General features: G+C 59.3%; 21 protein-coding genes, 2 tRNA genes, 1 pseudogene and 1 CRISPR repeat array. Of the genes and pseudogenes, 10 read left to right on the top strand and 14 right to left on the bottom strand.

The annotated features are described in order from the left end of the window. Positions 1 to 31: 31 nt before the first annotated feature. Positions 32 to 268 carry a hypothetical protein gene (locus EDD75_RS06045; protein WP_123929539.1) on the top strand — a complete coding sequence of 79 codons (237 nt, stop codon included), beginning with the start codon at positions 32 to 34 and terminating at the stop codon, positions 266 to 268. On the opposite strand, the gene EDD75_RS06050 is transcribed toward EDD75_RS06045, so the two are convergent. After that, on the bottom strand, positions 265 to 780 hold the full coding sequence (locus EDD75_RS06050) for a hypothetical protein (RefSeq protein WP_123929542.1): 516 nt from the start codon (positions 778 to 780) through the stop codon (positions 265 to 267). The two genes, EDD75_RS06045 and EDD75_RS06050, sit on opposite strands and share 4 nt — an antisense overlap. A 175-nt stretch (positions 781 to 955) precedes the next feature. On the opposite strand from EDD75_RS06050, the gene rph reads away from it, so the two are divergent. From rph to EDD75_RS06085, 7 genes are all read left to right on the top strand, one after another. Further along, positions 956 to 1,741 (top strand): ribonuclease PH, encoded by a 786-nt coding sequence (rph, locus tag EDD75_RS06055; protein WP_123929545.1) that lies wholly within the window; start codon positions 956 to 958, stop codon positions 1,739 to 1,741. Beyond that, complete coding sequence (locus tag EDD75_RS06060; protein WP_123929548.1) at positions 1,698 to 2,303, top strand: XTP/dITP diphosphatase; 606 nt, start codon at positions 1,698 to 1,700, stop codon at positions 2,301 to 2,303. Before rph ends, EDD75_RS06060 begins: the two co-directional genes overlap by 44 nt. Before the next feature lie 93 nt (positions 2,304 to 2,396). Then, positions 2,397 to 2,470: transfer RNA gene (locus tag EDD75_RS06065), tRNA-Gly, on the top strand. Between the two features lies 1 nt (position 2,471). Further along, positions 2,472 to 2,547: transfer RNA gene (locus EDD75_RS06070), tRNA-Arg, on the top strand. A gap of 59 nt (positions 2,548 to 2,606) precedes the next feature. Then, on the top strand, positions 2,607 to 2,834 hold the full coding sequence (locus EDD75_RS06075) for a type II toxin-antitoxin system HicB family antitoxin (protein WP_123929551.1): 228 nt from the start codon (positions 2,607 to 2,609) through the stop codon (positions 2,832 to 2,834). Between the two features lie 12 nt (positions 2,835 to 2,846). Next, positions 2,847 to 3,029, top strand: a complete 183-nt coding sequence (locus tag EDD75_RS06080) for an SPASM domain-containing protein (RefSeq protein ID WP_123929554.1) — start codon at positions 2,847 to 2,849, stop codon at positions 3,027 to 3,029. Positions 3,030 to 3,082: 53 nt separating this feature from the next. Next, on the top strand, positions 3,083 to 3,988 hold the full coding sequence (locus EDD75_RS06085; protein ID WP_123929558.1) for a radical SAM protein: 906 nt from the start codon (positions 3,083 to 3,085) through the stop codon (positions 3,986 to 3,988). A gap of 21 nt (positions 3,989 to 4,009) precedes the next feature. On the opposite strand, the gene EDD75_RS06090 is transcribed toward EDD75_RS06085, so the two are convergent. After that, complete coding sequence (locus EDD75_RS06090) at positions 4,010 to 5,146, bottom strand: tetratricopeptide repeat protein (RefSeq protein ID WP_123929561.1); 1,137 nt, start codon at positions 5,144 to 5,146, stop codon at positions 4,010 to 4,012. 215 nt (positions 5,147 to 5,361) lie between these two features. On the opposite strand from EDD75_RS06090, the gene ymfI reads away from it, so the two are divergent. Then, entirely contained in the window at positions 5,362 to 6,120 is a 759-nt protein-coding gene (gene ymfI / locus EDD75_RS06095) for an elongation factor P 5-aminopentanone reductase (RefSeq protein ID WP_123929564.1), read from the top strand. 34 nt (positions 6,121 to 6,154) lie between these two features. Here ymfI and EDD75_RS06100 read toward each other — a convergent pair whose 3' ends face one another. The 6 genes and pseudogenes from EDD75_RS06100 to EDD75_RS06125 all read right to left on the bottom strand — a co-directional run bounded on the left by EDD75_RS06100 (position 6,155) and on the right by EDD75_RS06125 (position 11,172). Further along, entirely contained in the window at positions 6,155 to 6,676 is a 522-nt protein-coding gene (locus tag EDD75_RS06100; RefSeq protein ID WP_123929567.1) for a divergent PAP2 family protein, read from the bottom strand. 51 nt (positions 6,677 to 6,727) lie between these two features. Then, a pseudogene (locus EDD75_RS06105) lies at positions 6,728 to 7,410 on the bottom strand (polysaccharide deacetylase family protein). Next, positions 7,395 to 8,549 (bottom strand): MGDG synthase family glycosyltransferase, encoded by a 1,155-nt coding sequence (locus EDD75_RS06110; protein WP_123929570.1) that lies wholly within the window; start codon positions 8,547 to 8,549, stop codon positions 7,395 to 7,397. The pseudogene EDD75_RS06105 and the gene EDD75_RS06110 overlap by 16 nt, the downstream one beginning before the upstream one ends. Then, complete coding sequence (locus EDD75_RS06115; protein ID WP_123929573.1) at positions 8,546 to 9,991, bottom strand: sensor histidine kinase; 1,446 nt, start codon at positions 9,989 to 9,991, stop codon at positions 8,546 to 8,548. The genes EDD75_RS06110 and EDD75_RS06115 overlap by 4 nt, the downstream gene beginning before the upstream one ends. Then, positions 9,975 to 10,685, bottom strand: coding sequence for a response regulator transcription factor (locus EDD75_RS06120; RefSeq protein WP_123929576.1), 711 nt, complete (start codon positions 10,683 to 10,685; stop codon positions 9,975 to 9,977). Before EDD75_RS06120 ends, EDD75_RS06115 begins: the two co-directional genes overlap by 17 nt. A gap of 112 nt (positions 10,686 to 10,797) precedes the next feature. Beyond that, complete coding sequence (locus EDD75_RS06125) at positions 10,798 to 11,172, bottom strand: hypothetical protein (protein ID WP_123929579.1); 375 nt, start codon at positions 11,170 to 11,172, stop codon at positions 10,798 to 10,800. A 178-nt stretch (positions 11,173 to 11,350) separates the two neighbouring features. Here EDD75_RS06125 and EDD75_RS06130 point away from each other — a divergent pair, with 178 nt between their 5' ends. Then, entirely contained in the window at positions 11,351 to 12,442 is a 1,092-nt protein-coding gene (locus EDD75_RS06130) for a polysaccharide deacetylase family protein (RefSeq protein ID WP_170157744.1), read from the top strand. Here EDD75_RS06130 and EDD75_RS06135 read toward each other — a convergent pair. The 6 genes from EDD75_RS06135 to cas5 all read right to left on the bottom strand — a co-directional run bounded on the left by EDD75_RS06135 (position 12,439) and on the right by cas5 (position 20,581). Then, the gene (locus tag EDD75_RS06135) at positions 12,439 to 13,710 is read right to left on the bottom strand and encodes an MFS transporter (RefSeq protein ID WP_170157745.1); all 1,272 of its coding nucleotides are present in this window, start codon (positions 13,708 to 13,710) and stop codon (positions 12,439 to 12,441) included. The genes EDD75_RS06130 and EDD75_RS06135 overlap by 4 nt on opposite strands. A 118-nt stretch (positions 13,711 to 13,828) precedes the next feature. After that, positions 13,829 to 15,350: a CRISPR direct-repeat array (repeat unit 30 nt; unit sequence GTTTCAATTCCTCGTAGGTAGGCTGGAAAC). A gap of 72 nt (positions 15,351 to 15,422) precedes the next feature. Continuing rightward, positions 15,423 to 15,686: a CRISPR-associated endonuclease Cas2 gene (cas2, locus tag EDD75_RS06140; protein WP_123929587.1), complete on the bottom strand. Its 264-nt coding sequence runs from the start codon at positions 15,684 to 15,686 to the stop codon at positions 15,423 to 15,425. A gap of 30 nt (positions 15,687 to 15,716) precedes the next feature. Further along, positions 15,717 to 16,712 (bottom strand): type I-B CRISPR-associated endonuclease Cas1b, encoded by a 996-nt coding sequence (gene cas1b, locus EDD75_RS06145; RefSeq protein WP_123929590.1) that lies wholly within the window; start codon positions 16,710 to 16,712, stop codon positions 15,717 to 15,719. A gap of 24 nt (positions 16,713 to 16,736) precedes the next feature. Next, entirely contained in the window at positions 16,737 to 17,276 is a 540-nt protein-coding gene (gene cas4 / locus EDD75_RS06150; protein WP_123929592.1) for a CRISPR-associated protein Cas4, read from the bottom strand. A gap of 66 nt (positions 17,277 to 17,342) precedes the next feature. Next, a complete protein-coding gene (gene cas3 / locus EDD75_RS06155; protein ID WP_123929595.1) occupies positions 17,343 to 19,820 on the bottom strand; it encodes a CRISPR-associated helicase Cas3' in 2,478 nt (825 codons plus the stop codon). 2 nt (positions 19,821 to 19,822) lie between these two features. After that, positions 19,823 to 20,581, bottom strand: a complete 759-nt coding sequence (gene cas5, locus EDD75_RS06160) for a CRISPR-associated protein Cas5 (protein ID WP_245963119.1) — start codon at positions 20,579 to 20,581, stop codon at positions 19,823 to 19,825. Positions 20,582 to 20,589: the final 8 nt, after the last annotated feature.

A 20,589-nucleotide genomic window follows, 5' to 3' on the forward strand; every position in this document is an offset into this window, starting at 1 on the left:
GGGAATAAACCTATCCGGAGGTAGGCGCGAAATGGAGATAATAGACCTGGGCAGCGCGGTAACCCGCGAAGATATCGGGCACGTGAGACGCCTGTTAGCGGAGGTTAAACCCGGCGAAGAAGTAAGGATTATCCTCGAAGCAGCCGACGCCCACGAGGCGGACGACCTTTTTACCCTCCTGCGCCACGAAGGATTCGACTACCAGCCGAAAGGAAGCGGCAACGGGCGGCGCTACTACGTCACCGCCCGCCGCCTGCCCCCGCGTTAACCCTTCGGGAAAACAACCACGCTCACCCGCTGGTCACCAAGTGTGGTGCCAACGGTTACGGAGTAAACTTTACCGCCGATTTTCTTTTCGAAGCAAAGGGTCTTGATCGCATTTTGCGAACCGTCCAGTACCAACTTGTAGCCCTGCGCTTCCAATTTCTTTTGAAGGGCACTCACATCTTCAATCCTGGTTTGCCGCTTCACAGCGTACGTAAAATGGCTGCCGCCACCACCACCCATCTGGGAACCCATCTGCCCCCCCATTTCAAAGAAAAGGAATAGCTTCGCTCCCCCAAAGACCTTCTCTAACACCGGCTGCATATCCCCGTGCAGCGCCGTAGCCAGTTCCCCGGCCGGTTTAACCTCCGCCACCTTATTATAATCCAGGGACTGAGGCTCGATAGGACGCGCCATCCCGGCGCCAGGGGATACCGGTTGGGGCGTCTCCTTTTTTCCACACCCGGAGAATACTAACAGCGCCAGAGATACCAGGACCAACCCCAAGAACCGCATTCTTCTTCCTCCTCCATGATCAAGGGTAGCTTAGCATTGGAATTCTTTGCGGTAACGGCAAATCCTTTTAAACCCCCCAAAAATTTTTTCGCGCGCAGGAGCACCCGCACAAACTTGTTTTTTCCGGGGCAAAATGGTAGGATGAGTCTTAGGTCATAAAAGGGAGGCTACGGTTATGCTACGCGCCGAACGCGGCCCGGCAGACATCCGGCCGGTCCGCATTATTCCAAACTATAACAAATACGCGGAAGGCTCAGCACTCATTGAAATGGGCGATACGCGGATCATCTGCACCGCCTCCGTAGACGACAAGGTACCGCCCTTTTTAAAGGGGACGGGCAAAGGCTGGGTAACCGCGGAGTACGGCATGATCCCGCGCGCCACCGAAGCGCGGGGCATTCGTGAGGCCGTAAAAGGCCGCCCAGGCGGCCGCACCCTCGAGATTCAGCGGCTCATCGGGCGGTCCCTACGGGCCGTCGTGGACCTGGAAGCGCTCGGCGAGCGGACCATCATCGTCGACTGCGACGTGCTCCAGGCCGATGGCGGCACCCGGACAGCATCGATTACCGGCGGTTTCGTGGCGCTTGTTTATGCCCTTGAGTGGCTCCGCAACGAAGGGGTCATCCCCTTTCTTCCCGTTACCGATTTCGTTGCCGCCATCAGCGTAGGCCGGGTCGGCGCGGACCTGCTTCTCGACCTTTCGTTCGCCGAAGATTCCCAGGCCGGTGTGGACCTCAACGTGGTGATGACGGGAAGCGGCCGCCTGGTAGAAGTTCAGGGAACCGGCGAAGAAGAAACCTTCTCCCGGGAAGAGCTCGACGCCATGCTCGACCTAGCCACCAAGGGCATTACCCGGCTCATCGAAAAACAGCGGGAGGCGCTCGGCAACCTGGCCACTTTCATCGGGGGGATCAGCTTTGAAGCGGATAGTGGTGGCAACCACCAACCAAGGGAAGCTTAAGGAGATCGAAGAGATCCTCGCCCCTCTGGGCTTAAGCGTTACTTCCCTCGCGGCATACCCTGGCTTTCCCGAAATCGAAGAAGACGGGGCCACCTTTAAAGAAAACGCCGTCAAAAAGGCCCAGTTCACAGCTACTTTTACCGGTGAAATCGCTCTCGCCGACGATTCCGGTCTCGAAGTAGATTACTTGGGCGGCGCACCGGGTGTCCGTTCCGCCCGCTTCGCGGGCGAACCCAAAAACGACGCGGCCAACAACGCCAAGCTCCTCCGGTTGCTCGCCAGCGTTCCCTGGGAAAAGCGAACCGCTCGCTTCCGCTGCGTCATTGCCGTAGCCACTCCCAACGGGGAAGTAGCCACCGCCGAAGGCACAGCCGAAGGATACATCTTGACCGCACCCCGGGGCACGGGCGGCTTCGGCTACGATCCCCTATTTTACTTTCCCGAATACGGCAAAACGTTCGCCGAACTCCCCCCGGAAGTAAAAAACCAGGTTAGCCACCGGGGCCGGGCGCTGGCAAAGCTTAAGGAAGTCCTGGCCACCTTGTTGGCAGGTGAAAAATAGCTACCCAAGCTAAAACCCTTCTCAGTTTTGACTTTCACCCGCTTATAGGCTATAATTTTGGATGTAACCGCTGACATCTCACCACCGAAATACGCGGGTGTAGCTCAGTGGCAGAGCACCGGCCTTCCAAGCCGGCTACGTGGGTTCGATTCCCATCACCCGCTCCACGTCCCGGTAGCTCAGCGGACAGAGCAGCGGCCTTCTAAGCCGCGGGTCGGGGGTTCGAATCCCTCCCGGGACGCCATTACTCGATCAACAGTTTCTAATTCCTACCGGGCATACTTTAGCCAGGAGGTGAATCTTATGGCTCATTTTATCGTTTATCTCCAACCAGCAGAAGAAGGAGGATATATCGCTTCTGTTCCCGCCCTACCGGGTTGCGTTACGCAGGGGGAAACACGGGAAGAAGCCCTCCAGATGGCACAGGACGCCATCCGAGGCTACATCGAAAGCTTAAAAAAACACGGGGAACCGCTACCGTTCGGCCTCGAGAAAGCGGAAGTGCAGACGGTCACTGTGGACGTGGCATAGGGTATAGGTTATATGGTTAAACTCCCGTATATGCTCCTGCTGCACCGGCAGCTCACCTTCGGCGCCCTCAACTATGAACCACTAACCGCCATCTGGGAAAACAAAAGCTACCGGGAGTTCCGCCACGCTTTCCTATCTGGCCACCTACCGGAAGCCTGCGCAATTTGTCCAAAGCTTTACGGCGAGAGCGTTTAGCAAATAATATTTTAAGTGGGGATAAGCGTCAGCCGGCAAAGGAGAGAAGAAACTTGGCCTTTACCGCCGCTTACCGCCGCCTGGGACCCGAAGAGCTGCGCCGGCGCGTTGCCGCGGCCTACCGGCGGCTTAAAAGCTGCGATCTTTGCCCCCGTCGTTGCGGGGTCAACCGCCTCAAAGGCGAGCGGGGCGCCTGCCGCGGCGGCCGGGAAGCCGTGGTTTCGAGCTACGGGCCGCACTTCGGCGAAGAAGCACCCCTCGTTGGCACCCGCGGCTCCGGAACCATCTTCTTCGCCTACTGCACCCTGCACTGCGTCTTTTGCCAGAACTACGAACTCAGCCACCACGGCGAAGGAGAACCAGTTAGTGTTACCCGCCTGGCCCGCATGATGCTAGCTCTCGAACTGATGGGCTGCCATAACATCAACCTGGTAAGTCCCACCCACTTCGTCCCCCAGATCTTGGCCGCGCTGGCGAAAGCAGCCGCCGAAGGGCTCAACCTCCCCATCGTCTACAACACCGGGGGTTACGAAAGTCTCGAAACCCTCAAGCTGCTCGACGGCATAATCGACATCTACATGCCCGACTTTAAATATACCGACCCCGAAAGCGCCGCTAAATACTCCGGCGCTCGCGATTATCCCCAGGTTGTAAAAGAGGCGCTAAAGGAAATGCAGCGGCAGGTCGGCGACCTCACGCTCAACGAGCAAGGGGTCGCCCTCCGGGGGCTCCTGGTGCGCCACCTCGTCCTCCCGGAAAACTTGGCCGGAACCAAAGAAGTCGTCGCGTTTCTCGCCCGCGAAGTTTCGCCGCGTTGCTTTATCAACGTGATGGCCCAGTACTACCCCGCCTACCGCGCCCGGGAATTTCCCCCGCTTAACCGGCGCATCACCCCCGCAGAATACGAGGCCGCCGTAAAGCTTGCGCGGGACGCCGGCCTCCGTGTCTACCGGGATTAGAGGTCGGATGCTTTACCCTGTTCACCCCGTCAGTCCCAGCGCCCGGCGGTAACAGTCGACTGCTTCTCCCTCCCGGCCCAGTTCCGCCATAATACTCGCCTTAAGACTCCACACCCGCTCGTCTTGAGGCGCAACCTCTTCCAGCCGCTCGATAATCTTCTGGGCCTCTTCAAACCGCCCCATCCCCGCAAGGCAAGCCGCCTGGTTGACAAGGAAAGTGTTGCGCTCCGGCCCCCCAATGGCCGCCGCCTTTTTATAGAGGGCAAGCGCTTCGTGGTGCTTCTCAGCCGCCTCCAGACACAGGGCCAGGTTATTCAGGAGCACCGGGTCCTCAGGATTCTTCTCCACTAACTCCTTCAGGAGCTGAATCGCCCTGCCAACCCGGCCGGTTTTGAAGTAGCAAAGCGCAAGGTTGGCTCTAACGGTATCCTGCGGCTCCATCGCTTGCGCCAACTCAAAGCAAGCGGTGGCTTCGTCGTACCGGCGCAGAAAAAAAAGGCTGAAACCTTTATTATTAAAAAGCTCTACCCCTCCGGCTCCCAGGCGCTGCGCCTCTTCGTAACAGCGGAGCGCTTCCGCGTAGCGCCCAAGCCGGTTCAAGGCTATCCCCATGTTGACCAGCAGACCGGCGCTGCGCCCCCCTGCCGCACGGGCGTCCTGGAAAGCTTTCAGCGCTTCTTCTGTCTGCCCTAACCGCAACAGACAGAGGCCTTTGAGGTTTAACACCGAGCTGTGGGTTAATCCGGCAGCGATGGCCCGGTTTATGTAGGAAAGCGCACGCCCCGGCTCGTGCGCGCCAAGCAGGTGGCTTCCGATGGCCGCCAGGATCCAAGCCCGCTCTTTAAAAAATGCGGGCGCCGCGCCGCGTAAAGGACCGGCTTCAAAGTCGAACACGCCCCGTTCAGCGCGGGAGCCCGGCCAGAGATGCCTGACGTGCTCCACCGCCCGGTCCATCCGGCCTAGTTTAAAGGATAACTCTCCCGCCTGAAGGTGCAGCTCCACGCGATGCGGCTCCTCACCGAGCGCCCGCTCAACCAGCGAAAGAGCGATTTCCTCGAACCCGAATCTGGCACACAACCGGGCACCGGCACTTAAAAGGCGGGCTTTCTTAAAACACGACCTGAGCTTCGGCACCGGGTTTCGGACCAAGATCAGCACAAGACCTCACCCCTTGTTACTTATTAGTGTTAAATACTAAACAGCCACCGGCAGCTGCAAGAGGAATTAGACGCCTGGTATGGTTTTTCCTCCCAGCGCTCCCAAAAATTTGCTGACAAATTTCTCCTTCATTTGACCACTGAAAAACTTGCCTCCGGCAAAAGTCACAGCTATCCTTTTAGTGAAGGGGGAATAGCAAGCGTGGTGCTAACGGGTTGAACACTGAACAAGCGCTCCGGGGAAAGGTGGCCATCGTCACCGGCAGCAGCCGGGGAATTGGGGCGGCCATCGCGCGGGAACTTGCCCGCTACGGTGCCAGCGTAGCCGTGAACTATCGCTCCTCCGCGGCCGCGGCGGCAAGAGTAGCAGCCGCCTGCCGGGAATACGGCGCCCGGGCGCTGGCCTTCCAAGCCGACATTGCCGACCCGGAAGCGGTGGAAAAGCTCTTTGCAGCGGTGGAGGAAAGCTTGGGACCGGTAGAGATTCTGGTCAACAACGCCGGCACGGGGCTCAGACGCCTGGTGGTCGAAACAACCGACGCGGAGTGGCATCAGCTCATCGCCGTAAACCTCTCCGGTGCCTTTTATTGTTCCCGCCGGGCGCTGGGCAGCATGATCCGCCGCCGCTGGGGGCGGATCATCAATATCGCCTCGGTCTTCGGCCTTACCGGCGCCGCCTACGAAGCCGCTTACGCCGCCGCCAAAGGAGGGCTCATCGCCTTCACCAAGTCGCTCGCCCGGGAAGTGGGCAGTGCGGGAATCACGGTCAATGCCGTCGCTCCCGGCCCGGTCGAAAGCGATATGCTCCGCGAAGGTCTCTCTCCGGAGGAGCTGGCGGCGCTGGCTGCGGAAATCCCCTCCGGCCGGCTTGGGAAACCAGAAGATATTGCAAGAGCCTGCGTCTTTCTCGCCTCGCCGGCCGCCAGCTTCATCAACGGCCAGGTCCTTTGCCTTGACGGCGGCTGGCTCCCGTAAGTCTCACTATTTTCTCTTGTCCAGCAAGGACGCATTATAAAGCCACGTGGTGCCGGAAGGTAACCCGCGCAATATGGCGTAACGCTTCATGCCAGGCTGGTCCCCGGTCAAAGACCATGCTGGCGACAAGAATCCCGATGAGCGCCCCGGCCAGAACCTCGTAAGGGGTATGACCTACGGGATGCTCGGGTAAATCCACAGGGTTTGCAGGGTTATCTTTTTCCCGGAGTAAGGATTTAAGCAGCCGGGAATGTTTTCCCGCCAACCGTCGCACACCCATCGCGTCGTGCAAGACAATAAGGGCAAAAACCAACGCCAAGGCAAACTCTTCCGAATCGTAGCCCAGAGAAAAACCGATCGCGGCTACCATTGCCGTAACCATCGCGCTGTGGGCACTGGGCATACCGCCATCGCTAATGAGCCACGACCAGCGCCAGCAGCGCTCTTTCAAGTACATGTGAACCCCTTTTACGAACTGGGCTACCCCGCAGGCAGTCAGCGGCGCGGTAATAAGCTTATGGTCGGCTAACCACCCTTTCAGGAGGTCCCAGAGCATAACTCTACCTCCAAAACAAAGCCGTTTTTTTTAGATAATCTTTCAGATAAATTATAACTTAGAAAGATGGCCCAAGCTACCAGGAAATAAGGTCGGTAGCGCCACCGCGGACCATCCCCTCGCCTTCAGTCCTTCCAGTACCCCCGGCAGAGCAGATAAGAGCACCCGCGGCCGGTGGGGGATGAAGCTTCCGTCGTGGCAGAGAACGATCCCCCCATCAAGGTCCGGACAGCGTAGCACCCGCTTTGTGACCTCTGAGGGTTTCACGCCCCACAGCCAGTCAAGGCTATCGCACGACCACAAGACAACCTCCATCCCCAGTTCCCGGGCTACCGCCAACGTCCACCGGTTTAAAAGCCCCCAGGGTGGCCGGAAGTAACGGGGCGGTTCTCCCGTAACGTCAGTCAGAATTTCTACCGCCAGCCTCATCTCGTAGCGCGTGGCCCGGTAGTTTAACAGGGGCTGGGGCCGGTGCGCAAAACCGTGGCTGGCGACGTGGTGCCCATCGCGCACAACAGCCCGTACCACTTCCGGATACCGCCGGGCTTCTTGGCCAAGAAGAAAAAGGTGGCCTTTGCTTCGTACCGGCGCAGCAGCGCTAATACTTTAGGCGTGTAGAAGGGGTCGGGGCCGTCGTCAAAGGTGAGCGCAACTTTGCCCGTACCCCTTGGACCGCGCCGCAACACCAGGCCTTCCGGAGAAAAACCTGGCGCAAAGCTCACCCGGCTACCCACTCCCGGCCCGTTCCCCCTTTTTCCGCCAAACCGGCGAGCAAAGCGGCAGCGGCTTTAGCCGCTTCCGGTCGCGCCAATTGCTTTATGCCCTGGCGCAGGGAACTCCCCACGCCGTCCTCGTCGCGCAGCACTTTCGTAACCCAGCACACCAGCTCTTCTAGGCTTTTCACCCATAAAGCACCGCCAGAGCGGACATAATAAAGGGCGTTCGCCTCCTCCTGCCCGGGGAGACACCGGTAAATGATAACCGGAAGGCCGGCCGCCGCCGCTTCTGCCAGCGTGAGCGCCCCCGCCTTTCCGACCAGAAGGTCCGCAGCGGCCATAAACTCCACCACGTTTTCCACAAACCCGTAAAAACGGAAACGGGGATCCTGGCCAAACCGCCCCGTCAACCGCCTCCAGACGACTTTATCTCTGCCCGTGACCACTAATACCTGGAGGGGAAGCGTGAGGTGGCGCAAGGCCGCACACATTTCTTCGATGGCGGCCACCCGGCTAAAACCACCGCCCATTACCAAAATCACCGGCTGGCCTCCGGCTAGGCCCAAACGCTGCCGGGCTACCTGCCGGTCGGGAACCGCCGCAAAGCACGGGTGGATGGGCACCCCAATGACTTCTATCTTCCCCGGGCTTACCCCGCGCCGGATGAGCGTTTGCCGCACACCCCCATCGGGAACAAGGTATAAGTCCACCCCCGGGTGGACCCACTCCGCGTGGGCCGTATGGTCCGTAAGCACCATCGCCACGGGGACCTTCAACTCGCCCCGCAGCCGCAGCGTGGCGGCCACCCGCCCCGGCGTAGGAAAAGTTGCCACCAGCAGGTGCGGCTGAACCTCCGCCAAGAGCCCCTTCAGAGCACTGCGACCGAGGGAATCCAAAACATAACCCTGCTCCCGCAAATGTTTGTCCGTTTGCCGGTAAAACCAACCGTAACAGCGGGGGAAACGCCGCACTAAAGAAAGATAGAAGTAGCGGGAAACAAGGTCGAAGAATGGGCTAACTAATTCGATAAAGTTATAAACGTGCGTTTCCCACGCCGGCCTGGTAATGGATATAGCGGCCTCAAGGGCCCGCGCCGCCTGCAGGTGACCGGCACCGTAGCCGGCACTCAAGATTAAGATGCGCGGCGAACCAGTCATTTACCTTCCCCTCCTATCTCTCCCTTACCCCTAGAAGCGGGGCAAGAAGGTTCGAAGGCCGCCGGTAAAAAGACCGTAAATTCACACCCGCCGCGGGGGCGGTTACGCACGCTAATCGTCCCCCCGTGCTCCTCTACCAAAAGCTTGCTAATCGCGAGCCCCAGCCCCGTCCCGGGGGATTCCCGGGCCGAAAGGCTTCCCGTATAGAAGCGGTCGAAGATGTAGGGGATATCCCCCGGCGGGATACCCGGACCTTCATCCCCTATCGTCACCCGCCATCCCTGCGCATCCCAGCAAGCGTTAACTTCGACTTTCCCGCCTTCCGGCGAAAATTTTACCGCGTTATCCAGGATATTCGTGAAAATCTGGGCCAACCGCCCCCGGTCTGCCCAAAGTTCCCGCTGGTCCCCCACCGCCGCAAAATCAATTTTCACCTTTTTCTCCGCGGCCAGAGGAGTGAGCATCTCCACAACTGCATCCAGCACTGCCGTAGGGTTTAGCCTCTCCCAGTGAAAGCGGAGGCGCCCGCCCCGAAGGCGCGCCAAAGTAAGCAGTTCGTCAACGATACCGCTAAGCCGGCCCACCTCTCCAAAGACGCGGGCCAAGTAAGCAGGCTGGTCTGGTGGGGCGATGGTTCCGTCCAGGATTCCCTGGATGAAACCCCGGATCGAAGTCAAGGGGGTACGCAGTTCGTGGGAAACATTAGCGAGAAAAGCCTGGCGCTCCTTATCCAGACTTTCAAGTTGCTGCGCCATCGCGTTAAACGCCGCCGCAAGGTCACCGATTTCATCCCGCCGCTTAAGCTCGACCCGGGCACCAAAGTCTCCCTGCCCCATACGCCGAGCGACCCGGCTCAACAATACCAAGGGATAACTGAAGTGGCGCGCGACAAAGTAAGTAGGCACAGCTCCCAACGCAAAAGCTCCCACCGCTGCCAACCAGACGAGCCCGATGCTCTCTTTGAGCGGTTCCTTCACGTCCGCAACCGGAAAAAATCCTACCAGCGCCCCCTCAGGCAAAGAAGTAGCGGCAACCATAAGGTCAAGGGAAGGATCCTTAGGATCGGTCAGGACGCGAGCGTACATACGCCCTTGTCTCAGGCAGGCAATCACTTGGTCCGCAAACCCCGGCTTGGGGAAGATCTCGAGATCGGGCGCGGTAGTAAAGAGTAACCTCCCCTGGGGGTCGAGAAGCCAAAAATGAACCCCTTCCAACCGGTCAATAAGTTTCAGCCCCCGCTCAAAGCCCGAACGGGACGTCCTCCCTGCAAAATGTTTCGCGGCCAGGACCGTCGCCTCCTGCAAGGCTTCCTCCAGGTTACGCCCGTATTCCCGGTAAAAGTAGCGCGTAAACAGGAAGGAAAGGAGGAGGCTTAGCGCCAGCGCAGTAAAAAGAACAATCGCCAGGTTTAATACCATCATTTTACTAAAAATCCGGTTCATTTTTGTCCCCCAGGACAAACTTATACCCTACACCCCATACCGTTTTGATTTGCCAGGAGTGCGCTAAACCCTCAAGCTTCTCCCGTAGCCGGTTAATGTGGACATCGACCGTTCTTGTATTCCCGGGAAACTCGAATCCCCACACCCTCTGCAAGAGTAATTCCCTGGTAAGTACCCGCCCGGGTTGCGAAGCTAAAAAATAAAGAAGCTCTGTTTCCCGCGGGGTCAGGTCCACCAGTTGACCGGCCACGGTCACGGTATAACTATCAAGGTCCACCACCAGATCGGGCAACTCAACCCGGCGGGACAAGCTCTTTGCCCGGCGGAGCACCGCCTTCACCCTGGCTACAAGCTCTAAAGGATCGAAAGGCTTGACCACGTAATCGTCCGCCCCAAGGTCAAAACCGCGGAGCTTGTCGGACAGCTCACCCTTCGCCGTAAGAATGATAATGGGCAGCGGTGACCCGCGGCGGATCTGGCGGCATACCTCCCAACCGTCGATTCCGGGTAGCATTAGATCTAAGATTACGGCCTGCAGGTCATTCACTTCTTTTTCCAATAGCCGCAGGGCATCGGCACCACTACCGGAAAGCACAACCCGGTATCCCTGATTCTCCAGGTACAACCGGATGAGCTCGGCAACATTCTGGTCATCCTCAACCACCAGAATGACCCCGCCCGTCTCAAGCCGCACTTTTCTCAACTCCCCGACGCCAATTATAACATACCGGAGAAACTCAGCGCCCCATAAAGGCGGAAACGGGGAGGGCGTCCGGCCTCTCCCCGTTTCTCCGCGATAGCGGAAGCTATTTCTTCGTTGCTGCTTTCTGCGGTGCTACCGGTACCTTGGTAGCGGAAACGCCCCGCACTTTCTTCGGAACATAGTGCTTCTTAGCTACGACTCTTTTCTTCGGAACATAGCGCTTCTTAGCCACGACGTGCTTCTTTTTCGCAGCAACAGTCTTCTTTGCGCTTGCCTTTGCCGGCGGAACAGCTGGTGTAGCTCGCTTAACGCCCGCCTTGGGCTGAGCGGGCCGGGCCGGTACGGCACCTTGCTTTGTTGTAGTAGTTGCCGGGCTGGGCGCAGTTGCTGCCGTGGCCGCCGCCAGCGGTCCGGTGACCAGGAAAGCGGCGAGGGACAAGGCCGTTGCCCCTTTGAGGAGTTTTTCCTTGAAACGCACACCACTTCACCTCCTTTCCCTTTCCTCCAGGATAGCCGGGAATTTTAAACGGGGTTTTGCGTTCTTGTAAATAAAATGTAAAACCACCCGGAACACTCTTTAAAATAGGTGCTAGCGCGATAAAATTTCAGAGAGGAAACTCCGGCATACCTGGACTTTGAGGATGCGGGGGGTAAACGTGAGCGAATTCCTGAAGGGAAGAAAAATGGTCGCTGGTACGGCTCTAGCCGCGCTTGTTATCCTTTACCTTCTGGCACCGGTGCTTATGGCCGCGTCAAAGGAAAAGCCGGGCTTGGCGTCACTACCAGCAAAAACGGTAGGTGCAGCGCATCCGGCTCCCCCTATCCCGTCGCGCCAAATAGATACAGCCGCGCGGGTCTATTACCACGGCAAAGTAGTCGTGTTGATGTACCATAACATAAGCCCTACTTACCACGGGCGCGGCACCATAACGCCGGAAACCTTCGCGGCCGAAATTTCCGCTTTGGTGCAGAGCGGCTACCATATTATCCCGGTGCAGGAGCTTGCCGCCTTTCTTCAGAAGCAAGCCCAGGTGCCGCCGAACGCGGTGGCCATCACCTTCGACGACGGCTATGAAGGCGTCTACCGCTACGCCTATCCCGTTTTAAAAGAGTTCCGGGCACCCGCAACGGTTTTCCTGATCGGCAGTTACATCGGGAAGAAGGATGGTTTTCTTACTTGGCCGCAAGTGCGGGAGATGGCGGCTTCGGGGCTTTTCACCTTTGGCGGGCACACCTTCAACGCCCATTACGGTGCCCCCACGGGACCCCACACCACCGCACCCGCCACCGTAGCCCGCATTTATGATTTTGCATCCGGACGTAAAGAAACGGCGGCCGCGTACCGGACGCGGCTGTTTGCTGACTCCCGGCAGGCACAGGCGCTCTTTATCCAGGAACTTGGCGCCCCCACCCCCTACTTCGCCTACCCTTACGGGGCCTTCACCCCGGCCCTCGACGAAATTCTCCGCACTGCCGGCTACCGCTATTTCTTTACCACTTTGGGCGGCGCTAACCAGCCCGGTCAGGACCCCTATCACATTTACCGCATAAACGCCGGCGCCCCCTGGGTTACGCCGGAACGTTTAGTCTATACGGTGCGCTACGTAGCCTGGCTCTATAATCTCCCCCACCGGATGCCCCACATGTGGCTGCCCCGCTGGGCCAAAGACCCAGCGCTTAACTTGCTCAGGACTGAACGTTCCGCCTTCCCACCAACGGGAATCACAACGAAAACTGGTAAATTTTAACTTGCAGCACGCGCGAATCCCAGACCGCGTCTCTCCGCCTGCCGCCACCATAAAGCAGTAAGAATTCCCAGAAAAAGCGCAGCCCCGCCGCCAACAGCAAAGGCTGCCGGGACGCCCCAGCGGTGCGCTATTGTCCCCACCAGGAAATTACCCACCGGCGTGGTGCCCACAAAAAAGATAACGTAAAGACTCATTACCCGGCCCCGAAACTCGTCCGCCACGGCAAGCTGAACCAGAGTGTTGGCGGTACTCGCAAAGGTAGTCATACCTAAACCGGCGAGAAAAAGAAGCCACACGGCCTGATGGTAGCCCGGCCAGCACCCAAGAACTACCTGCGCACCGGCAAGAGTGAGGGCGCCTACCCCCAGCCACCAGCGCCTGGGACCGCGGCGGCTCGCCACGGCAAGGATAAGGCCTCCGGCAACCGCACCCAAACCTTGCACGGCGAGCACGAAGCCGTAATCACCAACATTTTTGCCTAAGGTTAAGCGAATAAAAGCCGGCACCAGCACGTTGAAGTTTATGGCGAGGAGACTCAGCTCGGCCAGCAGCAAAAGGGGGAACAAGATCCCTGGCATCCGTCTCACGTAAGCCAGCACCGACCTTATCTCTACCCCCAGGGAGGCATTAAGGGAAGTTAACACGGCTCCGGAAGCGCGGATACGGAAAAGCTGGGCCAGCAGCACCGTAAAGGAAGCCGCATTGAGAAAAAAGCAGGCGGCCAGTCCCCACCGGCCAATAATGAGCCCCGCCAGCGCCGGACCGGCAATGCGGGCGCTATTAAAAAGGGCGGCGTGCAGAGAAAGCGCGTTCATTAAATCCCGGCGGTCAACCAAGCTGATGATGAAGGACTGGCGGGCCGGCATATCAGCAGCGTTTAAAAGCCCCAGAAAAGCAGCGCAGCTCAATACTTCCCAGTAACGCACGCGGCCCGAAGCAACCAGCAAGCCTAACAGAAAGGCGACAAGCATCATCCCCGTTTGGGTAGCAATAATCAAAGACTTTTTGGGAACGCGATCGGCAAGGATGCCGCCATAGAGGGAAAAGAGAAGCACCGGCAGAAACTGCACCGTACCGACGAGTCCCAGCAAGAAGGCGGAACGGGTGAGTTCCAGAACCAGCCAAGAAAGCGCCACCTGCTGCAGCCAGGTCCCGGTAACGGAAACAAGCTGCCCCGTCCAGTAGAGGCGGTAGTCCCGGTGGTAAAGCGCCGCAAAAGCCGGGAACCGTTGCCTTGCGACCCCGGTTGTTTCCGAAGGGGGAGTCACTGCGCCATCCATGGAGGTATTTTACCAAAGCCGTCTGAGGAGAAACAACACGTGATCCTGCCCGGCCCTCATCTATTCAAAGACGCGCCTAGGACTTGTAAGCCGAGGTAACGCCTGGTTTTCAATTCCTCGTAGGTAGGCTGGAAACCCTCATCCTCCTGCCCTTTTCTCTGCTCGTCTCGCTCGTTTCAATTCCTCGTAGGTAGGCTGGAAACCAGCGATTTCCTCCGGGCTCAGCTTATACGTGACCACGTTTCAATTCCTCGTAGGTAGGCTGGAAACCGCCTTCGTCGTGCGCGCGCTCGTGGAGACTGCTTCGTTTCAATTCCTCGTAGGTAGGCTGGAAACAAAAGTCACAAGCCGGTTCAAATCCGGCCACGCCCCGGTTTCAATTCCTCGTAGGTAGGCTGGAAACGATCATCGTCTTGCCTGAAGCGCCCGGGCCGTACCAGTTTCAATTCCTCGTAGGTAGGCTGGAAACTCTGCTGCGCCTTCCATAGCGCCTGTAGCCAGTCCGGTTTCAATTCCTCGTAGGTAGGCTGGAAACACCTGTTGGCATTCGTCACAGTTTTGTACAGGCACAGTTTCAATTCCTCGTAGGTAGGCTGGAAACGAATTTGACTTCGACGAATTCGCCCGCCAGCTTGGCGTTTCAATTCCTCGTAGGTAGGCTGGAAACCGTGCAGAACCAAGTCGACTTTGCCCGAAAGTATGCGTTTCAATTCCTCGTAGGTAGGCTGGAAACCTGGTGCTGGCCTTCGCGTTGAACGTAGACTTCTTGTTTCAATTCCTCGTAGGTAGGCTGGAAACCCTGACACCGGTAGTCTTGAATCTGGTAATAGGTGTGTTTCAATTCCTCGTAGGTAGGCTGGAAACAAAAGTCACAAGCCGGTTCAAATCCGGCCACGCCCCGGTTTCAATTCCTCGTAGGTAGGCTGGAAACGATCATCGTCTTGCCTGAAGCGCCCGGGCCGTACCAGTTTCAATTCCTCGTAGGTAGGCTGGAAACTCTGCTGCGCCTTCCATAGCGCCTGTAGCCAGTCCGGTTTCAATTCCTCGTAGGTAGGCTGGAAACACCTGTTGGCATTCGTCACAGTTTTGTACAGGCACAGTTTCAATTCCTCGTAGGTAGGCTGGAAACGAATTTGACTTCGACGAATTCGCCCGCCAGCTTGGCGTTTCAATTCCTCGTAGGTAGGCTGGAAACCGTGCAGAACCAAGTCGACTTTGCCCGAAAGTATGCGTTTCAATTCCTCGTAGGTAGGCTGGAAACCTGGTGCTGGCCTTCGCGTTGAACGTAGACTTCTTGTTTCAATTCCTCGTAGGTAGGCTGGAAACCCTGACACCGGTAGTCTTGAATCTGGTAATAGGTGTGTTTCAATTCCTCGTAGGTAGGCTGGAAACCGTCGAGTTCGTTGATAAGGTCGAATAACTCACCTTGTTTCAATTCCTCGTAGGTAGGCTGGAAACTGAATACAAGTATAAAGACGTATAAATACATACGTAGTTTCAATTCCTCGTAGGTAGGCTGGAAACCCGTTCGGGCGGCATGGCTCGGGCATCCGCCGCTTTTCCTTATAACCGGAGCGGTGACCGCTCGCGCTCTATTCGTTTCAATTCCTCGTAGGTAGGCTGGAAACCTTGCCGCCCGCAACGGTGTCGTCGGTCCCCCGGCTTTTTTACACTATTGGACACCGACGACAAAATTCCTGCTACCAGATCCATTCCTCCCCGCCCTTTTTTACCCCCATAAGTTCGCGCCTGGTGTAGCGCCAGTCGCCCAGGACGTAAAAGAGGACGGAGTCTTCGCGAAGGTCGATAACCCGGCTAAGATCGGCCTTGAGCTTGCGGAAGCCGGCCTCGGTGAGTTCACCCTCGAGCACCGAGTTCTGAACCCAGTGGAGGTATTTGCGCGCGGTTTTCAGGACTTTGGCGACGCGCTTAACGTTGACATCGTAAACCAGAATCAGGTACATTGACAGCCGGCCTCCTTTCTACCGGGGCTTTCACCAGCGACTGACGAAAGGTTCATACGGCTCTTCGCCGATCAGGTGCTTCTCGAGTTTGTAAAGCTCCAGGCGAAGCAGCGTCTGGTAGCTGACGTGGCGCTTGAGGCGCCGGTGGTAAAAGGTGCTCCGGAGCTTCTCTTCGAACTCCTGGACGTAGAGGCGGCGGCCCTCTTCGTTCAGGAAAACGGCGGGGCCCTGGCGGTCAAAATTTCCCGGACCGATCATTTTCTTACCGACCAGGGTGAAAAGAACCCGGTCCGCGAGGATCGGTTTAAAGATCTCGGCCACGTCGAGGTTGAGGGTGAAACGCCGGAAGTTGGTCGCGTGCAGGTAGCCGATCCGCGGATCGAGGTGGGTCTTGTAGATTTCGCTCAGGACCTTGACGTAAACGAGGGAGTTGCCGAAGCTGATCAAGGCGTTGAGCGGGTCGGCGGGCGGCCGCCGGCTCCGTCCGGCGATGGCGAAGGGAGAGCCGCTCAAAATCTCGTTGAAACTCTCGTAATAGTAATTCCGGGCGTTGCCCTCAATAGCCATCAGCTCCTCGACGGTGCCGCAGGCCGGGAGGTTGCCGGCAGCAAAGTCTTCTATGACCTGGACGGTTGCCGCGAGTTCCTTGCCGCGGTTGGCGTAGTATTTGACCACCTGAAGGATATTCGCGAGGCCGCCGGCGACGAACTGCCGGGCGAGGACCAGCCGTTTTTCCGGGTCGAGATAGTGCTCGGCCTGTTTTAGGATAAGATAGCCGGAGTTGTAATGCTCCCGGGGGTAGAAGCTGCCGACGTAGTTGCCGTGAAAGCCGAAAAAATGAACCAGGATCTCCTTTTCGTGCAGGAATTCGAGGGTTTTCTTGCTGAGGTCCACTTCGCCGAAAACGAAGATGTCCCGGACGTTTTCCACGGGAAAGTACCGGGTTTGCTCCTCCGCTTCAACGCATAAAGTGTTCTCTTTCCGGCGCAGGCGGCCGCTCCGGAAGAGGTAAAGACTTTTCTGCATTGCTTTTGCGGTACCTCCTCGGGTTTACGCCCAGCAGAAGTCGCTGTAGGCGCACCGGGTACAAAACTGGATCCGCGCCGGTGGCGGTGGCGCCGGCTGGCGGAGAAGCGTCTGGATTCTTTGCTTCAGCGCCGCCACCTCCGCAGCCAGGCTTTCGTCGAGCACCAGGCGCTCCCGCCGCCGCTCCTCAGGGAAGAGGAGCTCGCCTTGGGCCTCCAGACCCATTTGCCGGAGCTCGTAGAGGTAGAAGGCGAGCTGCATCCGGGCGGCCGCGCTGGCCCGGGAACTCTTTTTAACTTCCGCCACCACCAGGTTCTGACCGTCCCGGCGGACAAGATCGAGCGCCAGGTGGCCGAGATGGATTTCCTTGCGCTCCCGGCTGTAACTCTGGCGCTGGATGAGCCGGCCGAGCTGCAGGTAAATATGGTCCTCGTCGGGACAGATTTGGCGCGACATGAGCCAGGCCTGCCGGGGGCAGACCATATAGGCCTGGATAAAGCTCCCGATCACCTGCAAGCCGGTTGAAGCCGCGTTTTCAACGTCGGGAAGCTCTTTTTCCGCCATCTTCGCCACCCCAAAATACGTGGGGGTTTTCCGTTCGTAGCCAACCCGGAAAACCGCCGCCGGTTTTCAATAGATGAGGGCCCCCTCCTCCTCGACCCGCTTGAAGCCGGTCTCGGGGTCGTAAAACTCGTCCAAAAGGTAGGCTGGGATCACGAGCGGGCGCGTCTCCGCCGCCAGCCGGTCCAGGAGGAGTTCCCCCGGCACCGATATTAGGTAGCGCCGGAAGTCCCGCCGGATAGATAGAAAGGCCTCCCGGCGCCGCCACGGGTCCGCTTCTCGCGCCACGGTAGCCTGGTAGCGGGCCCAGACGGCTTCCGCCGTAGCGTCGGCGCAGACAAAGACATCCACGTAGCGCGGCAGGTCGCGGATAAGGGCGAAGTCGCTGATGGCGGCAGGTTCCCCAGTCTCTTTTCCTTTGCGGGTAAAACGCAGGGCGGCCATCGCCTGCAGGATTTTTTCGCTTTCTGCGGCCGATTTAGCCTCCCGTACCTTGCAGAAGTAGTCGGCCACGGCATCGAAGAAGTCCGGTTCGGCCAGGACGGGGCGTTCGGCAAAAAGTCGGCCGGCAACCCAGGTATGGGTTTTGCCGTAAACGAAGGAGGCCAAAGGCCGGTTCGTTTTTTCGTCCACCAGCTGAAAAAGGCGCACCCGGCCGCGCGCGCGGGAAAAGTGGCGGTTGCAACGCCCGGCCACTTGGACGACGGCGTCGACGGGCCCCAAGTCCCGCCAGACTTCGTCAAAATCCAGGTCTACGCCGGCTTCGACCACCTGGGTGGAAACGAGGACGGGCTTTTCGCCCCGCGCCAGGCGCCCGCGGATCTCACTCAGGCGCCGCTCCCGCTCGGCCGGCACGATGTTCGTGGAGAGGTAGTAGAGCGGCGGGCCCTGCGCGCCCCAGGTTTCCCGAAGCAGACGGAAAAAGGCGATGGAGCTTTTGATGGTGTTGAGCACCACCAAATACGAGTGCTCCGGCCGGTACTGCTCCAGGAAGGCGGCTGCTGCTGCCGCCACGGGGCACGGCGTGATCTCCGCCGTGAGGGTAACCCGGTCAACCGCGGCAAACTGCTGGCGCACGGTCTCGGGGTCGCCGGCTAATTCCAGGGCTTCGCCGGAGCCGAACCACTCGGGACGGGTGGCGGTCATCAGGATCACCCGCATCCCGAGGTGGGCGCAGGCCTGCCGAAGCGTCTCCTCGACCAGCGGCCAGTACTCCACCGGGATGCTCTGCACCTCGTCCAGGATCACCACGGCGCCGCCGAGCCGGTGGAATTTTTTGAGCATCCGGTTCTGGTAGCCGACCAGGGTGTGGAAAAACTGGACAAAGGTGGTCACGACCACCTCGGACTGCCAGGATTCGGTAAGTAGCAGCGCCTCGTCCAGAGAAAGCTCCTCCTCCCTACCGCTGCCGCGGTAAACCGGCTCGGCCAGGTGGTGGTGTTTCAGGAGCCAGGTGCTGGGGAGAGCGGTGCCCGGCTCCGGTAGAGCGGTACGCAGGATCGCTTCGGCTACGGCAAAGGTTTGGTCGACGATGCTGGTGAAGGGCAGGGCGTAGATGAGGCGCGGTGCCACCCCGCACGCACCGGCAAGGCGCTCCCGCAGGCGGCACGCGGCGGCCAGACCCGCCAAGGTTTTCCCGGCACCGGTGGGAGCGGTCAGGGTGAAGAGGCGCTGTTCCAGCGGCGCCTGCGCCGCCCGTGTTACGGCGCTGCGGTAGAGGTTTTCCCGCAGGTTTTCCATGGCGGTGCGCGGGGAACTGAAGCGCCTCGCCCGGTAGCGGTCAACCACATCGCCCGGGAGGGCGGCGCGTTCAGCCTCCGCCACCCGCGCGGCATGGATCTTGTCGGCGTCGATGAGGCTGGAAAAAAGAAGAAGCAGGTCGAAGTAGGTCCCGAGGGCTGTCCCTGCCGCTCTTTTTTGCCGGCGGTAGATACCGTAAAGGCTGCCGAAAGCCGCCTGCCAGTCTGCCAGAAACGCTTTAAGGAGGGGCCCCCAGTCGTTTAAGAGCCAGGCGGGAACCGCCAAGCCCCGGCCGGCAAGCAACCGCGCGGTGCGGCGCGCGGCCGCCCCGAGAGAGGCAGCTACTGCGCCGGCCTGGCTTTGCAGGTTAGCCACTTGCGCGGCAACCACCCGCAACCGCTCCTGAATGGTGGGCTCTAATTCCGCCCAGTCGCCCGCCAGCTCCCGCGGGGCGACGAGGTACTCTTCGGGATCGGTCAGTTCTTGGTGGTGCCGCGCCACGGCCAAAAAGAGCGCCAACTGCTGCTCCGGCGGAAGGGCGAGGCGCCCTGCCAAGTAAGCCGCCCAGAGGCCGGAGAGGAAGGCATGCTGCTTCTCGGGGCCGCCCCGGCCCGTCCGCAGGTATTCTTGGAAGTAGCCGGTATATTTACCGAAGTCGTGCGCCAGCCCGGCCACCAGGGCCGCCGGGAAAAGCTCGCCCCTTCCCGGTACGGCAGCAACCCGCTCAGCCGCCCCCGCCGCCACCCCGGCCAGGTGGGCACTCAGCAGATAAAACCGATTTTTGCTCTGGTGCGCGTAAAAGGGCACGGCTATCCCTCCAGGAAGGCTACCGTTTCCCCGTCACCGGCAGTGGCCAAGGAGAAGCGGTAGGCCGGGACGCGCAGACGAACCGGAAGGGGCTGCCCTCCGGCCTCGTAAACAACCGCGACCGGAGGCCGCAGCGTCCGGCCGGGGCCAAAGGCGTACGGCGCCCGCTCCCGTAGCAGGCGAGCCGCGCTCACCGCTGGCAAGTCCACTTTTTCCAGGTGGGCCGCGTTCAAGACCGAGGTGAGGGCGACCGGAGTGCCGGGAGGCAAGGGCTCGTAATCCCGCGGCCCGAAAAGGTTTACGTAGCTGGCGCTTGCCAGGCATTCGGTAAGGCCGAGGTATAGCGGGAAACAGGGCCGTCCCTCCCGCAGCCGCGCGGCGGCCTCCCGCACTAATCCCCCGTCCGGGTAGCCGAAGAATACCCGAAACCGCAGGGCGCGGTATTCCCCGCCCGGGAAAAGGAACTCTAACGGCGTCTGCGTTCCGGGAAGCCGTTGCAAACGCCGCAGCAGGGGCAGGTCTTCCCTTTTGGTACGCACGTAGTTCACCGTCTGAAACAACCGGCGCGGCGGCACCTTAACCGCCACGGCGAAGCGGCCGCGGTCCAGTTTTTCGTAATAAGAATCCCGTTCGAAGCCTAATACGGCGGCCACAATACCCATCAGCGCGGTTCGCGGCGGGAAGCCGTAGGTCAGGGCCGACGTATTAGTGTAGTATTTGCGAAAATGAGCCATCGGCCCGGTTAGGTCGAAAACCAGCACCTCGCCCA

This window comes from Thermodesulfitimonas autotrophica, assembly GCF_003815015.1.
GTDB lineage: Bacteria > Bacillota > Desulfotomaculia > Desulfotomaculales > Ammonificaceae > Thermodesulfitimonas > Thermodesulfitimonas autotrophica.

Coding starts and splice junctions, on each gene's coding strand:
- EDD75_RS06075 (WP_123929551.1), top strand. CDS start 2,607: ATGGCTCATTTTATCGTTTATCTCCAACCAGCAGAAGAAGGAGGATAT.
- EDD75_RS06080 (WP_123929554.1), top strand. CDS start 2,847: ATGGTTAAACTCCCGTATATGCTCCTGCTGCACCGGCAGCTCACCTTC.
- EDD75_RS06100 (WP_123929567.1), bottom strand. CDS start 6,676: ATGCTCTGGGACCTCCTGAAAGGGTGGTTAGCCGACCATAAGCTTATT.
- cas4 (WP_123929592.1), bottom strand. CDS start 17,276: ATGGCGGAAAAAGAGCTTCCCGACGTTGAAAACGCGGCTTCAACCGGC.
- EDD75_RS06110 (WP_123929570.1), bottom strand. CDS start 8,549: ATGACTGGTTCGCCGCGCATCTTAATCTTGAGTGCCGGCTACGGTGCC.
- EDD75_RS06045 (WP_123929539.1), top strand. CDS start 32: ATGGAGATAATAGACCTGGGCAGCGCGGTAACCCGCGAAGATATCGGG.
- cas2 (WP_123929587.1), bottom strand. CDS start 15,686: ATGTACCTGATTCTGGTTTACGATGTCAACGTTAAGCGCGTCGCCAAA.
- rph (WP_123929545.1), top strand. CDS start 956: ATGCTACGCGCCGAACGCGGCCCGGCAGACATCCGGCCGGTCCGCATT.
- EDD75_RS06115 (WP_123929573.1), bottom strand. CDS start 9,991: ATGAACCGGATTTTTAGTAAAATGATGGTATTAAACCTGGCGATTGTT.
- EDD75_RS06050 (WP_123929542.1), bottom strand. CDS start 780: ATGCGGTTCTTGGGGTTGGTCCTGGTATCTCTGGCGCTGTTAGTATTC.
- cas1b (WP_123929590.1), bottom strand. CDS start 16,712: ATGCAGAAAAGTCTTTACCTCTTCCGGAGCGGCCGCCTGCGCCGGAAA.